This window comes from Kitasatospora cystarginea, assembly GCF_039533515.1.
Lineage (GTDB): Bacteria > Actinomycetota > Actinomycetes > Streptomycetales > Streptomycetaceae > Kitasatospora > Kitasatospora cystarginea.
In genome coordinates this window covers 104441-118482 of sequence record NZ_BAAATR010000022.1, presented here as the reverse complement: position 1 = coordinate 118482, position 14042 = coordinate 104441, and the positions used below count along the sequence as shown (strand labels likewise).

Sequence of the window (14042 nt, the reverse complement as noted above, 5' to 3'; positions counted from 1 at the left end):
CCGGTGATCCTTGTCGGATCCGGGGTACGAAGTCGGTGCCCCGGGGCGCCCGGAGTGGCAGCATCGAAGGCGAGCGATGTAACGAAGGAGCAGAGATGTCGGCTTCATCCCAGCACTCCCGCTTCGCACCCGATCGTGGTCTGACCGGGCGGATGGTCATCACCATGTTCCTCATCGGCCTGCTGTACGTGGGCTTCACGGGCGTACTGATCGTCCTGCTGCGCGGGGCGTGGCCGCTGATCGTGCTGATCTCCGGCGGACTCTTCGTGGCCCAGTTCTGGTTCAGCGACAAGATCACCGAGCGGGCGATGGGTGCCCGGCCGGTGAGCCCCGAGCAGTACCCGCAGCTGCACGGCACCATCGACCGGCTCTGCGCCATGGCCGACATGCCCAAACCCAGGGTGGCGGTCGCCGACAACGACATGCCCAACGCCTTCGCCACCGGCCGCAACCCGCAGAACGCGGTGGTCTGCGTGACCACCGGCCTGCTGCGCCGACTGGAGCCGGAGGAGCTGGAGGGCGTTCTCGCCCACGAGCTCTCGCACGTCGCGCACCGGGACGTCGCGGTGATGACGATCGCCGGTTTCCTCGGCGTGCTGGCCGGGATGATGACCCGGATCGCGCTGTACGGCGGCTTCCTCGGCGGCGGCAACCGGAACAACAACGACAGCAACGCGGCCATCGCCATGCTGGTCATCCCGCTGGTCAGCATGCTGGTGTACGCGATCAGCTTCCTGCTCACCCGGCTGCTCTCGCGCTACCGCGAGCTGGCCGCCGACCGGGCCGCCGCCCAGCTCACCGGCCGGCCGAGCGCGCTGGCCTCGGCACTCACCAAGGTGACCGGCCAGATCGCGGCCATCCCCAGCAAGGACCTGCGCCAGGCGCAGCCCTACAACGCCTTCTACTTCGCGCCCGCGCTCAGCGCCCGGGAGACCGCGAGCCAGCTGATGTCCACCCACCCGACGCTGGAGCAGCGGCTCGCCCAACTCGCCAGGATCTCCGCCCAGCTCGGCCACTGACCGCCACCTCGCACAAGGGGACCACCGTGGGATTCCTGGACGCCCTCTTCGGCCGCACCAAGCCGGTCAAGCCCGATCTCGACCAACTGTTCGCCGTGCCCTCGGCGGCCCTCACCCTGGAGGCCGCGGCCTCCTTCCGGCCGACCGGCCTCGGCTCGGTCTGCTTCGCCGCCGTGGAGGGCGGTGTGTTCGGCGAGGTGCAGCGCCAGGTCCGGGCGCTGCTGGACGCCGACACCGAGCGCGGCGGCACTCCGGTCGAGGCCAGCCGGGACTCCTACGGCTACTCCTGGCTGCTCGCCCGGCACTCCCCCGGGCAGCTGCCCGAGCTGGTCAACGACCTGCACGCGGTCAACAGCGAGCTGGAGGCGAACGGCTTCGGCCCCCAGTTGCTCTGCTCGATCGTGGCCTTCCAGGACGACGCGGGCCGGCCGTTGGGCCTGGTCTACCTCTACAAGCGCGGCACCTTCTACCCCTTCGCCCCGCTCCCCGGCGAGAAGCGCGACAACCCGCTGGAGATCCAGGTGAAGGCGCTGCTCGCCGACGACCTGCGGATCGAGCCCGACCTCTCCCGCTGGTTCCCGGTCTGGGGCGCACCCGGTCTCTGAGCGGCTACCAGGTGAACGCGGCCTCCGCGTGGGCGAGGTAGTACTGGATGTCCTGGTAGCTGAGCCAGGCCTCCCACATCTGGCGGGAGGCCCCGTCACCCCAGGGGTTGCCGAGGCAGATCCGGCCGCCGGGGACGTCCACGTCCTTGACGAAGTAGGCGTGGCTGGTGGCGAGCCGGCCGCCCATCAGGGTCTCCCGGTCACTCCCGTGCCCCTTGGTGCCGACGGTGACCGCCTGGCCCCGCGACTTGCGGTCGGCCATCTCATGGATCAGCCAGGGCGAGCTGATGTCGATCTCCTGCACCGGCTGGGCGGTCAGGAACGCCAGTGCCCGCGCGGCGTAACCGCCGTTGGCGATCTCCTCGTACCCCCGGTACCACTGGGCGACGGCCTTCTCGTAGTAGCCGGGCCAGGTCTCGGCGTAGCGCGGGTCGTCGCTGTGACCCTTGGCCCCGTACAGCATGTTGCCGACCATCGGCAGGTCGGCGACCACCGTCACGTCGTACGGCCGGCCGTTCTCGTAGAGCGTGAAGGTGACCGAGCCGTTGGCCTCCTGGCGCAGATGGCGCGGGGCGTAGGTCGGATTGGCCTGCAGCACGGCCTGCATGGCGGTGAGCATCCAGCAGGTGCCGAACCTGCCCTGGTCCATGTCCTGCCAGCTCATCGGCTCGGTGGAGGCCGAAACGCGCTGCCAGCTCTCGGTGAAGTACGCCCCGTCGATCTGGGCGAAGGGCCCGGCGGGCAGCACCCAGCCCGGCGTCCCGCCCCGCCTCTCGTCCTCCGGCAGCACCTGGTACGTCGGCTGGGTGCAGGGCATGGAGTCCCCGATCAACATGGTCGCGTACGGACTGACCGTGCGCAGCAGCCAGTTGAAGACCTCCTGCTGCCGGTAGAAGTCGTACGCCTCCTCCCCGCCCGCGTCGGTGACGTGCATCAGCTCGTCCCAGCGCAGCAGCCCCTGCGGGCCGAACCGCCGGATGACCAGGTCGAGTTCACTGGGCGGGAGCGGCACCAGCAGGTTGCCGACCTGGTCCAGCAGCGAGCGGGCCGGGTAGCGGTCGGTGTCGGCGAAGAGCGCGTCCCAGGCCCGGCGGCCGACCGCCTCGACCCGGGTCGGGTCCGGCGGCGGGCCCGGCGGCTGCCAGGGGCGCTCCACCACGGGGTGGCCGTCGGGTCGGTAGTCCAGCCGTTCGATGCCGACCTCGTCGGCGATCCCCTTGGCGATGTTCACCACCGCCATGACCCCGTGGCCGAACGGGATGAAATCAGCCACGTTGTTGGCCGCCTGCTGCCAGTTGTTGCGATGGTAGGCCACGCACCCTCCCCGGTCGGTTTTCCGCCGCTGCCCAGCCGATGAGCGGCTAAGAGGATACGAGGCTTTCCCGACACGGCCGCCGGTACCCCCGGTCACACGCGCGCCTGCTGAGTCAGCACCAGGTTTCATATAGTCAGCCGCATGCGCAGCAGGCAGTACGGACCCGACCTGACCCCGCCGTGGAAGCGGCCTCAGCCCGTGCCGGAGGTGGCCGCCGAACGTGACCTGGTGGTGGAGGAGGTGAGTACGGGGTTCTGCGGGGCCGTCGTGCGGTGCGAGAAGACCGCCGAGGGTCTGACCGTCACCCTGGAGGACCGCTTCGGCAAGCACCGGGTCTTCCCGCTGACGCCCCGTGGCTTCCTGCTGGAGGGGAAGGTGGTGACGCTGGTCCGCCCGGCCGGGACGGCTCCCGCCCGACAGCACAACGCGGCGGGGCCGGGCCGTACCGCCTCCGGTTCGATCGCGGTGCCCGGCGCGCGGGCCCGGGTGGCCCAGGAGTCACGCATCTACGTGGAGGGACGGCACGACGCGGAGCTGGTCGAACGGGTCTGGGGCGACGACCTGCGGATCGAGGGCGTGGTCGTGGAGTACCTGGAGGGGATCGACGATCTCCCCGCGATCGTCGCCGAGTTCGCGCCCGGCCCGGGACGGCGGCTCGGCGTCCTGGTCGACCACCTGCTGCCCGGTACCAAGGAGCACCGGATCGCCGCCCGGGTCACCGATGAGTCCGTGCTGGTCGTCGGCCACCCCTACATCGACATCTGGCAGGCCGTGAAGCCGGGGAGCGTCGGCATCCCGGCCTGGCCCGCCGTCCCGCGCGGCGAGGTTTGGAAGGAGGGCGTCTGCCGCCGCCTCGGCTGGCCGGTCGACGCCCCGGCCGCCTGGAAGCGCATCCTCGCCTCGGTCCGCAGCTACAAGGACCTGGAGCCCGAGCTGTTGGGCAGGGTCGAAGAATTGATCGACTTCGTGACGACCGGTCAGCCGTAGGGCCCGGGGGCGTCCCGGCATGTCCGCCGGGACTCAGTCCACCAGGTCGCGCACCACCGCGTCGGCCAGCAGCCGCCCCTGGAGGGTGAGCACGGCCCGCCCGTCCTCGAACGCGGCCGAATCCAGCAGGCCGTCCGCCAGCGCGCGTTCGGCCGCCCGGCGCCCGTCGGCGGCGAGCAGCGAGAGCGGGCACCCCTCCCGCAGCCGCAGTTCCAGCAGGATCCGCTCGACCCGCCGGTCCTCCTCCGGCAGTACCTCCCGCCCCTGCGCGGGGGTTCGCCGTTCCGCGAGCGCCTGGGCGTACGCGGCGGGGTGCTTGCGGTTCCACCAGCGGACGCCGCCGACGTGGCTGTGCGCGCCGGGGCCCGCGCCCCACCAGTCGGCGCCGGTCCAGTAGAGCTCGTTGTGGCGGCACCGCCCGGCCTCGGTGGTGACCCAGTTGGAGACCTCGTACCAGGAGTACCCGGCGGCGCTGAGCGCCTCCTCGGCGATCAGGTAGCGGTCGGCGTGCACGTCGTCGTCCACCATGGGCAGTTCGCCGCGCTTGATCCGGGCGGCCAGCTTGGTGCCCTCCTCGACGATCAGTGAGTACGCGGAGATGTGGTCGGGCCCGGCGCCGATCGCGGCGTCCAGCGAGGCCCGCCAGTCGTCGTCGGACTCACCCGGGGTGCCGTAGATCAGGTCGAGGTTGACGTGCTCGAAGCCCTCGGCCCGTGCCTCGGCCACGCACGCCTCGGGCCGGCCCGGGGTGTGGTGCCGGTCCAGCAGGGAGAGCACGTGCGGACGGGCGCTCTGCATTCCGAAGGAGATCCGGTTGTAGCCGCCCTCGCGCAGCTCGCACAGGTACGCCGGGTCCACCGACTCCGGATTGGCCTCCGTGGTCACCTCGGCGTCGGCAGCCAGCCCGAACTCGTCCCGGATCGCCGCCAGCATCCGCACCAGGTCCCGAGCGGGCAGCAGGGTCGGCGTACCGCCGCCCAGGAACACCGTCCGCACCGGCAGGTCGGCGGAGCCCAGCACCCGCCGGGCGAGCCTGATCTCCGCGATCAGGTTGTCGGCGTACGTCTCCTGCGAGGCGACCGCTCCCGAGGAGCGCAGCTCGGTGGCGGTGTAGGTGTTGAAGTCGCAGTAGCCGCAGCGGGTGGCGCAGTACGGCACGTGCACGTAGAAACCGAACGGCCGCGTGCCCAGCCCGGCCAGGGCGTGGTCGGGCAGGGAACCGTCGGACGGCACCGGTTCGCCGTCGGGAAGTGCGGAGGGCATGCACCCATTGTCCCGTACGGCCCGAGTGATCTGTTCGGGCCGTACCCGCCGTCACGCCTCGTTGGCGCCCGCGTACATCTCGGCGACCGCGTCCGAGTAGGTCCGCTCGACCACCGGGCGCTTGATCTTGAGGCTCGGGGTCAGTTCGCCGTGCTCGACGTCCAGGTCGCGCGGGAGCAGCGAGAACTTCTTGATCGTCTGCCAGCGCTGGAGCTCGGCGTTGACCTTGCGGACGTAGCCGTCCACCAGCTCCCTGACCTCGGGGGTGGCGACCACCTCGGCGTAGCTGCGGCCGCCGAGGCCGCGTTCGCTCGCCCAGGGCATGATCACGCCCTCGTCCAGGGCGATCAGCGCGGAGCAGAAGTTGCGGCCGTTGCCGATCACCAGGATGTTGCTGACGAACGGGCAGAGCGCCTTGAACTTGCCCTCGATCTCGGTGGGTGCGACGTACTTGCCGCCGGAGGTCTTGAAGACGTCCTTCTTGCGGTCGGTGATCCGCAGGTAGCCGTCCTCGACCAGTTCGCCGATGTCGCCGGTGTGGAACCAACCGTCCGGCTCCAGCACCTCCTCGGTCTGCTCGGGCAGGTTGTGGTAGCCGCGCATGACGCCGGGGCCGCGCAGCAGGATCTCGCCGTCCTCGGCGATCCGGACCTCGGTGCCGGGCAGCGGCAGGCCGACGGTGCCGATCCGGTAGTCCTCGGCACGGTTGACGGTGGAGCCCGCGCTGGTCTCGCTCAGGCCGTAGCCCTCCAGGATCGGCACGCCCGCGCCCTTGAAGAAGTACCCGATCTCGGGGGCCAGCGCCGCGCTGCCGGAGACCGAGCCGCGCAGCCGCCCGCCGAAGGCGGCCCGGATCTTGGCGTAGACCAGCTTGTCGGCGAGGGCGTGCTGGAGGGTCAGCGCGAAGGGCGCGCTGTCCCGGCCCGTGGCGATGCGGTTGGCCTGAGCGGTCCTGGCGTAGTCACGGGCGACCTTGGCCGCCCACAGGAAGATCTTGTACTTGGCGCCGCCCTCCGCCCTGGCCTTCCCGGCGATGCCGTTGTAGACCTTCTCGAAGATGCGCGGCGCGGAGGCCATCAGGGTCGGCCGGATCACCGGCAGGTTGTGGATGATCCGGTCCACCCGGCCGTCCACGGCCATCACATGGCCGGTGGCGATCTGGCCGGAGATCAGGGTCTTGCCGAAGACGTGCGACAGCGGCAGCCACATGAACTGCACGTCGTCGGAGCGCAGCAGCCCGCTCTGCTGCTGGGCCACGCCCTCGTACGCCCAGCAGTCGTGCACCAGGCGCACGCCCTTGGGGCGGCCGGTGGTGCCGGAGGTGTAGATCAGGGTGGCCAGCTGCTCCTTGTCGAGCGCGTCGACCGCCGCTTTGATCGCGTCGGGGTGCTCGGCGAGGTACTCGGCGCCGCGCTGCTCCAGCTCGGCCAGGGTCAGCACCTCCAGGTCCGCGGCCTCGGGGGGCTCGGCGGTGCCGTCGAAGAGGATCACGGTCCGCAGCTCGGGCAGCTGGTCACGCTGGGCGACGGCCTTGGCGAGCTGGGCGGCGTTCTCGGCGAACAGCACCTGGCTGGCGGAGTTGGCCAGGATGAAGGCGGTCTCCTCGGCGTTGGTGCTGGGGTAGACCGTGGTGGTCGCGGCGCCCGCGCACATGTTGCCGAGGTCGGCGATGATCCACTCAACCCTGGTGGAGGAGGCGAGAGCGACCCGGTCCTCGGGCTCGACGCCGATCGTCATCAAGCCCGCCGCCACCGCCTTGACCCGCTCGGCGGTCTGCGCCCAGGTCAGCGAGCGCCACTGCTCGGCGCCGGGAGCACCGTCCGCCGCGTGCTCGTCCACGGGCGCCGGGAACCGGTACGCCTCGGCGTCGGGCGTGGCGGCGACCCGGTCCAGGAAGAGGTGGGCCACCGAGGGCGGACGCCGCTCGATCATGGTGTGCGCGGTAGTCAACGATGACCTCCGGGGGCGGGTGGTCGGGGGTGAGGGCGGTGGCTGTGGGGGCAGGCCGACCGGCCCGCCTTATTAACTTGCCGGTAACAAGAGGGCCATATGCAGCCTAGGGCCAACCGCGCCGTTGCGTAAGAGGGTTCTGCAGGCCGGCACGTCGACGGACCTGCGGTGCAGCCGCACCGGACCGGTGCCGAGGGCACACACACGAAATCCGCCCGACCCCGAGCGGTCAAACTGCCGCAACCATCTGTGGAAGAGCTGAAAATAGGGTGCGAACCCCGAATCCGACCACGAGAGTGTCCAGGTGCTGATCAAACTCCTGCGTGCCCATCTGGGCCGCTATTCCAAACCGATCTCACTGCTGATCCTGCTCCAGCTCATCGCAACCATCGCCGCGCTCTACCTGCCGACGCTCAACGCCGACATCATCGACAGCGGGGTGGTGAAGGGCGACACCGGTTACATCCTGCGGACCGGCGGTGTGATGATAGCCATCACCCTGGCCCAGGCAGTCTGCTCGATCGGCGCCGTGTACTTCGGGGCGCGCACCGCGATGGCGGTGGGGCGGGACATCAGGGCCGCCGTCTTCGACCGGGTGCAGAGCTTCTCCGCCCGGGAGATGGGCCACTTCGGCGCCCCCTCACTGATCACCCGGACCACCAACGACGTCCAGCAGGTCCAGATGCTGGTCCTGATGGGCTTCACGCTCATGGTGGCCGCACCGATCATGTGCTTCGGCGGCATCATCATGGCGCTCAACCAGGACGTGCCGCTCTCCGGCCTGCTGCTGGTCGCGGTCCCCACCCTGGGCATCCTGGTCTCCCTGCTGGTGCGCCGGATGCGCCCGCAGTTCCGCACCATGCAGACCCGGATCGACGGGGTCAACCGGATCCTGCGCGAGCAGATCACCGGTATCCGGGTCATCCGGGCCTTCGTCAAGGACGGCCACGAGCAGGATCGGTTCGCCGGAGCCAACACCGAGCTGACCGAGGTCTCGCTGCGCACCGGCCGGCTGATGTCCTTCATGTTCCCCAGCGTGATGCTGGTCGTGAACGTCTCCAGCGTCGCGGTGATGTGGTTCGGCGGCCACCGCATCGACAGCGGCGCGATGCAGGTCGGCGCGCTGACCGCCTTCCTCTCCTACCTGATGCAGATCCTGATGAGCGTGATGATGGCCACCTTCATGTTCATGATGGTGCCCCGCGCCGAGGTCTGCGCCGAGCGGATCGAGGAGGTCATGGGCAGCGAGACCAGCGTGGTGCCGCCCACCGCCCCGGTCACCGAGTTGACGCGCCAGGGCCACCTGGAACTGCGCGGCGTCGACTTCCGCTACCCCGGTGCCGAGGCCTCGGTGCTGCGCGGCATCGACCTCGTGGCCCGGCCCGGCGAGACCACCGCCGTGATCGGCTCCACCGGCAGCGGCAAGTCCACCCTGCTCGGCCTGATCCCCCGGCTCTTCGACGCGACCGACGGCCGGGTGCTGGTGGACGGTGTCGACGTGCGCGAGCTCTCCCCCACACTGCTCGCCGAGACCGTCGGCCTGGTCCCGCAGAAGCCGTACCTGTTCTCCGGCACGATCGCCAGCAACCTCCGCTACGGCCGCCCCGACGCCACCGACGAGGAGCTCTGGCAGGCGCTGGAGATCGCGCAGGCCAAGGACTTCGTCGAGAAGCTGCCGGAGGGCCTGGACGCCCCGATCGCCCAGGGCGGCGGCAACGTCTCCGGCGGCCAGCGCCAGCGGCTGGCCATCGCCCGCGCCCTGGTCCGCCGCCCGCGGATCTACCTCTTCGACGACTCCTTCTCCGCCCTCGACTACGCGACCGACGCCAAGCTGCGCAGGGCGCTCTCCAAGGAGACCGCGGGCGCGGCCGTGGTGATCGTCGCGCAGCGGGTCAGCACCATCCGGGACGCCGACCGCATCATCGTGCTCGACGAGGGCGCCGTGGTCGGCAGCGGCACCCACCAGGAACTGATGGCCGACAACCCGACGTACCGGGAGATCGTGCTCTCCCAGCTCACCGAGCAGGAGGCGGCGTGACCAGCCCGACCACATCCCGGCAGGACGGCCGCAACTCCAGCTCCCAGGATGCGGCCGCCCGGCGTGGACCGGCCGGACCCGGCCGGTTCATGGGCGGCCAGGGCCAGGAGAAGTCGTTGGACTTCAAGGGCTCCAGCAAGCGGGTGCTCAACCTGCTGCGCCCCGAGCGGACCACCGTGGGCGCCGTCCTCACCCTCGGCGTGCTCAGCGTCGGCTGCGCCGTGGTCGGGCCGAAGGTGCTCGGCCACGCCACCGATCTGATCTTCGCCGGGGTGGTCGGCCGCGGACTCCGAGCCGACCTGACCCGCGACCAGGTGATCGAGGGCCTGCGCCACCAGGGCAAGGGCGGCATCGCCGACATGCTCGCCGGGGTGGACTTCACCCCCGGTCAGGGCATGGACTTCAACGCCATCGGCACCGTGCTGCTCTGGGTGCTGGCGATCTACCTGGCCTCCGCGTGCTTCGGCGTCGTCCAGGGCAGACTCGCCGCCCGCGCCATCAACAACACGGTCTTCCGGCTGCGCGAGTCCGTCGAGGCGAAGATCGCCCGGCTGCCGCTGAGCTACTTCGACAAGCAACCGCGCGGCGAGGTGCTCAGCCGGGTCACCAACGACATCGACAACATCGGCCAGTCCATGCAGCAGACCATGGGCCAGGTGGTGAACTCGCTGCTCAGCATCGTCGGCGTACTGGCGATGATGTTCTGGATCTCGCCGCTGCTCGCCCTGGTCGCACTGGTCTCGGTGCCGCTCTCGGTCATAGTCGCCGCGAAGGTCGGCAAGAAGGCGCAGCCGCAGTTCATCGCCCAGTGGAGGACCACCGGCACGCTGAACGCGCACATCGAGGAGATGTACACCGGCCACACGCTGGTCAAGGTCTTCGGCCGCCAGAAGGAGGCCGCCGAGATCTTCCAGCAGGAGAACGAAGCGCTCTACGCCTCCAGCTTCAAGGCCCAGTTCATCTCCGGCATCATCCAGCCCTCGATGATGCTGATCGGCAACCTCAACTACGTGGCGGTCGCGGTGGTCGGCGGTCTGCGGGTGGCCAGCGGCGCGCTGACCATCGGCGACGTGCAGGCCTTCATCCAGTACTCCCGGCAGTTCAGCCAGCCGCTCACCCAGGTCGCCTCGATGGCCAACCTGGTGCAGTCCGGGGTCGCCTCGGCGGAGCGGGTCTTCGAGTTGCTGGACGCCCCCGAGCAGACCCCCGAGCCCGCCATGCCGGAGCGTCCCGCCGAGTTGCGCGGCCGGGTCTCCTTCGAGGACGTCTCGTTCCGGTACGACCCGGAGAAGCCGCTGATCGAGGGCCTCTCGCTCAAGGTCGAACCCGGCCACACGGTGGCCATCGTCGGACCGACCGGCGCCGGCAAGACCACCATGGTCAACCTGCTGATGCGGTTCTACGAGGTCAGCGGCGGCCGGATCACCCTGGACGGGGTGGACATCGCCGCGATGTCCCGCGAGGAACTGCGCTCGGGCATCGGCATGGTGCTCCAGGACACCTGGCTGTTCGGCGGCACCATCGCGGAGAACATCGCGTACGGCTCCACCGGCGCCACCCGCGAGCAGGTGATCGAGGCCGCCAAGGCGGCCCACGTGGACCGCTTCGTGCGCACCCTGCCCGATGGCTACGACACCGTCATCGACGACGAGGGCACCGGTGTCAGCGCCGGTGAGAAGCAGCTGATCACCATCGCCCGGGCCTTCCTCGCCCAGCCCAGCATCCTGGTGCTGGACGAGGCCACCAGCTCGGTGGACACCCGGACCGAGGTGCTGATCCAGCGGGCCATGGCCCGGCTGCGCAGCGGGCGGACCAGCTTCGTGATCGCCCACCGCCTCTCCACCATCCGGGACGCCGACGTGATCCTGGTCATGGAGAACGGTTCGATCGTGGAGCAGGGCTCCCACACCGAGCTGATCGCTGCCGAGGGAGCCTACGCACGGCTCTACCAGGCCCAGTTCGCTCAGGCGGTCGCCGAGGTGGACTGACGGCCCCGCGTGGCGTCCGGTGAGGTGAGGGGGAGCTGCGGCTCCCCCTCACTGCGCTCCCGAGCGCCCCTCGGGCCCAGCTCCGCGCCCTGCTCCGTGCTCCGGCCCAGGCCCTGCTCCGTGCGCCGTTTCGGGCCTCGGCGCTGACCGAGCAGGGTGCTGCCGAACGCGATGGCCATCCCGAGCAGTTGGATCGCCGTCAGCGCCTGACCGAGGGCGATCCAGCCGATCGCCGCGGCGGAGAGCGGGCTCAGCAGCCCGAGGAACGCCACCGAGGTGGCGGGCAGCCGGCCGATGCCGCGGAACCAGAGCCAGTAGGCGAGGGCGGTGTTGAGCACGGCGAGGTAGCCGTAGCCGAGCAGGTTGGTACCGGTCAGCGCCGGCGGCGCGCCTTCGGCCAGCAGGGCGACCGGGAGCAGCATCAGCCCGCCGGCGGTCAGCTGCCAGCCGGTCAGCACCAACGGGCCCACCCCTTCGGGACGTCCCCAGCGCTTGGTCAGCACCGTCCCGGCCGCCATGCAGGCGGCACCGCCGAGACCGGCCAGGATGCCGATGGTGTCCAGCCTGGCGTTCGAACGCAGCACCACCAGCGCGACGCCGAACACCCCGGCCACCCCGGCCAGCACCGCCCGACGCCCTGGCCGATCACCCAGCAGCAGCACCGCGAGCCCGGCCGCCACCAGCGGCTGCACCGAACCGAGCACCGCTGCGACCCCGCCCGGCAGGCGGTAGGCCGCGATGAAGAGCAGCGCGAAGAACACCCCGATGTTGAGCGCCCCCAGCACCGCCGCCCGCCACCACCAGTCGCCGCGCGGCAGTCTCCGCCCCGCGGCCAGCAGCACCAGTCCGGCCGGCAGCGCCCGCAGGGTGGCCGCCAGGAACGGCCGGTCGGCGGGGAGGTACTGGGAGGTGACGAAGTAGGTGGAGCCCCAGGAGAGCGGGGCGAGGGCCGTGAGTGCGATCGCCCGGGTCGTATCAGGAAGCATGGAAGTAACTTAGCACTAAGCTAATTAACGTCAAGCTTCTTTTCCTCAAGCGACCGTGCCAGACTTGATCCCATGAACCGCCCAGAGACCACCGGGAGTCGCACGGCCCCGGACGCCGTGGACGCCATCACCGCCCAGTGGGCCCAGGTCCGGCCGGACCTGGAGACCACTGCGATGGCCGCGTTCGGCCGGATCTACCGGATCTCCCGCGCGATGAGCGACCGGATGGAGGCCGCCTACGCGCCCTTCGGCATCGGCCTCGGCGAGTTCGACGTGGTCGCCACACTGCGCCGCTCCGGCGCGCCGTACACGCTCCCGCCGCGCGAGCTCAGCGCCACCCTGATGCTCACCAGCGGCGGCATGACCGGCCGGCTCGACAAGCTGGAGCGGGCCGGTCTGATCACCCGCTCGCCCGACCCGAACGACCGGCGCGCCCTGCGGGTCACCCTCACCGACACCGGTATCGACGTGGTCGACCGTGCCGTCGCCGCCGGCCTCGCCGTCCAGCAGGAGGCTCTCCGCAGCCTCTCCCCCGCCCAGACTGCCGCCCTCAACGACCTGCTCCGCAACCTCATGACCACCGCCGGCCCCTGAAGCACCCGGGTGCCAGGCCCGGTGGCTCGCTCCGGACCCGTGCACGCAACCCCGCACCCGCGTCTGCGGGTTGCCGGGCGGGCTCGCCAAGCCCCCGGCGCCGCACGGCTGTTCCGGGGAGCCCCGTACCCGACGACCCAACCGGTGGAAGGCGCCCGCGGCACGCTACGGTGTCCGGGTGAGTGACGAAGGCTCAGCGGCCGTTCCGGACGCGTTCGAGGCCAACCGCCGCTATCTGGGCTCGGTCGCCTACCGGTTGCTCGGCTCGATCACGGACGCCGAGGACATCCTCCAGGAGGCCTGGTTGCGCTGGCAGGCGGTGGACCGGCCCCGGGTCGCCGACCCGCGCGCGTACCTGACCACCGTCGTCACCCGACTCTGCTACGACCAGTTGGGCTCGGCCCGGGCACGCCGCGAGGCGTACTACGGTGAGTGGCTGCCCGAGCCCGTGATCACCGACGACCGCACCCCCGACCGGCTCGCCGAGCTCGGCGAGGAGGTCTCCTTCGCCCTGCTCGCCGTGATGGAGCAGCTCACTCCCGCCGAACGCGCCGCCTTCGTCCTGCACGACGTGTTCGCGATCGGCTTCGACGAGATCGCGGCCTCCCTGGACCGCACACCCGACGCCACCCGCCAGTTGGCCTCCCGGGCCCGCCGCCGGATCAAGGCCGGCCAGGGCCGCGCGGGCCGCGGCCGGGTCGACGCCGCCGAACACCGGCAGGCGGTACACGCCTTCGCCGCCGCGACCGCCGGCGGCGACATCCAGGCGCTGCTCGCGGTCCTCGACCCCGACGTGGTCTGGCACTCCGACGGCGGCGGCGTCGTCCGGGCGGGCGTCCAGCCGATCGTCGGCGCCGACCGGGTCTCCCGACTGGTCGCCGGGGTGGTCGCCAAGTGGTTCACCCCCGAGGTGTCCTTCACCTTCGCCCAGGTCAACGGCGAGCTGGGCCTGGTCTTGTACTCCTCTCCCGGCACGGTCGGCGGTGTGGTCACCTTCACCGTGGCCGGCGGCCGGATCACCGAGGCGTACGTCGTGGTCAACCCGGAGAAGCTGACCCGGCTGCAGCCCGCCGACTGAGGCCCGCCAGCCACGGCCCGCCGACACCGGGACCGGAAGGCTTCGGGGGGCTGCGTGACCGCGCTGCCGATGGGCAAGTACCTGGGTCGGCTGCTGAGCGGGCGAACGGCCGAGCCGTTCCGGTTCGGCTTCGTCCTGCAGTGCCTGAGCCTGGGCCGCCGGAACGGCCTGGTCCAGTTCGTCCGGCCGACGACTCGATCCGCCGGACCGTCCTGACCG

Annotated in this window: 12 protein-coding genes; 8 read left to right on the top strand and 4 right to left on the bottom strand. The window is 70.9% G+C overall.

The features are described 5' to 3' along the window. Positions 1-95: 95 nt before the first annotated feature. Together htpX and pspAB are read left to right on the top strand one after the other, a co-directional pair. Entirely contained in the window at positions 96-1019 is a 924-nt protein-coding gene (gene htpX / locus ABD369_RS23525) for a zinc metalloprotease HtpX (protein ID WP_344638491.1), read from the top strand. A gap of 26 nt (positions 1020-1045) precedes the next feature. Beyond that, positions 1046-1624, top strand: a complete 579-nt coding sequence (gene pspAB, locus ABD369_RS23520; protein WP_344638490.1) for a PspA-associated protein PspAB — start codon at positions 1046-1048, stop codon at positions 1622-1624. 4 nt (positions 1625-1628) lie between these two features. Here the strand turns inward: pspAB and ABD369_RS23515 are convergent, their stop codons facing one another. After that, positions 1629-2939: a C2 family cysteine protease gene (locus ABD369_RS23515; RefSeq protein WP_344638489.1), complete on the bottom strand. Its 1311-nt coding sequence runs from the start codon at positions 2937-2939 to the stop codon at positions 1629-1631. 141 nt (positions 2940-3080) lie between these two features. On the opposite strand from ABD369_RS23515, the gene ABD369_RS23510 reads away from it, so the two are divergent. Next, on the top strand, positions 3081-3926 hold the full coding sequence (locus ABD369_RS23510) for a DUF3097 domain-containing protein (protein ID WP_344638488.1): 846 nt from the start codon (positions 3081-3083) through the stop codon (positions 3924-3926). Between the two features lie 33 nt (positions 3927-3959). Here ABD369_RS23510 and hemW read toward each other — a convergent pair whose 3' ends face one another. Beyond that, positions 3960-5189: a radical SAM family heme chaperone HemW gene (gene hemW / locus ABD369_RS23505; RefSeq protein WP_344638487.1), complete on the bottom strand. Its 1230-nt coding sequence runs from the start codon at positions 5187-5189 to the stop codon at positions 3960-3962. Between the two features lie 51 nt (positions 5190-5240). Continuing rightward, positions 5241-7139 carry an AMP-dependent synthetase/ligase gene (locus tag ABD369_RS23500; RefSeq protein WP_344638486.1) on the bottom strand — a complete coding sequence of 633 codons (1899 nt, stop codon included), beginning with the start codon at positions 7137-7139 and terminating at the stop codon, positions 5241-5243. A gap of 304 nt (positions 7140-7443) precedes the next feature. Here ABD369_RS23500 and ABD369_RS23495 point away from each other — a divergent pair, with 304 nt between their 5' ends. Both ABD369_RS23495 and ABD369_RS23490 read left to right on the top strand, forming a co-directional pair. Further along, positions 7444-9177, top strand: a complete 1734-nt coding sequence (locus ABD369_RS23495; protein WP_344638485.1) for an ABC transporter ATP-binding protein — start codon at positions 7444-7446, stop codon at positions 9175-9177. Between the two features lie 89 nt (positions 9178-9266). After that, positions 9267-11165 carry an ABC transporter ATP-binding protein gene (locus ABD369_RS23490; protein ID WP_344638520.1) on the top strand — a complete coding sequence of 633 codons (1899 nt, stop codon included), beginning with the start codon at positions 9267-9269 and terminating at the stop codon, positions 11163-11165. On the opposite strand, the gene ABD369_RS23485 is transcribed toward ABD369_RS23490, so the two are convergent. Next, on the bottom strand, positions 11141-12151 hold the full coding sequence (locus tag ABD369_RS23485) for a DMT family transporter (protein ID WP_344638484.1): 1011 nt from the start codon (positions 12149-12151) through the stop codon (positions 11141-11143). The genes ABD369_RS23490 and ABD369_RS23485 overlap by 25 nt on opposite strands. 72 nt (positions 12152-12223) lie before the next feature. Here ABD369_RS23485 and ABD369_RS23480 point away from each other — a divergent pair, with 72 nt between their 5' ends. The 3 genes from ABD369_RS23480 (at position 12224) to ABD369_RS23470 (ending at position 14039) form a co-directional block, all read left to right on the top strand. Further along, positions 12224-12745 (top strand): MarR family winged helix-turn-helix transcriptional regulator, encoded by a 522-nt coding sequence (locus tag ABD369_RS23480; RefSeq protein ID WP_344638483.1) that lies wholly within the window; start codon positions 12224-12226, stop codon positions 12743-12745. A 178-nt stretch (positions 12746-12923) separates the two neighbouring features. Further along, positions 12924-13823 (top strand): RNA polymerase sigma factor SigJ, encoded by a 900-nt coding sequence (gene sigJ / locus ABD369_RS23475; protein ID WP_344638482.1) that lies wholly within the window; start codon positions 12924-12926, stop codon positions 13821-13823. A 54-nt stretch (positions 13824-13877) separates the two neighbouring features. After that, complete coding sequence (locus ABD369_RS23470; protein ID WP_344638481.1) at positions 13878-14039, top strand: hypothetical protein; 162 nt, start codon at positions 13878-13880, stop codon at positions 14037-14039. Positions 14040-14042 lie beyond the last annotated feature (3 nt).

Bases quoted from the DNA above. Each gene is read 5' to 3' on its own strand.
- htpX (WP_344638491.1), top strand. From the start codon at position 96: ATGTCGGCTTCATCCCAGCACTCCCGCTTCGCACCCGATCGTGGTCTG.
- ABD369_RS23510 (WP_344638488.1), top strand. From the start codon at position 3,081: ATGCGCAGCAGGCAGTACGGACCCGACCTGACCCCGCCGTGGAAGCGG.
- hemW (WP_344638487.1), bottom strand. From the start codon at position 5,189: ATGCCCTCCGCACTTCCCGACGGCGAACCGGTGCCGTCCGACGGTTCC.
- ABD369_RS23490 (WP_344638520.1), top strand. From the start codon at position 9,267: ATGGGCGGCCAGGGCCAGGAGAAGTCGTTGGACTTCAAGGGCTCCAGC.
- ABD369_RS23485 (WP_344638484.1), bottom strand. From the start codon at position 12,151: ATGCTTCCTGATACGACCCGGGCGATCGCACTCACGGCCCTCGCCCCG.
- ABD369_RS23480 (WP_344638483.1), top strand. From the start codon at position 12,224: ATGAACCGCCCAGAGACCACCGGGAGTCGCACGGCCCCGGACGCCGTG.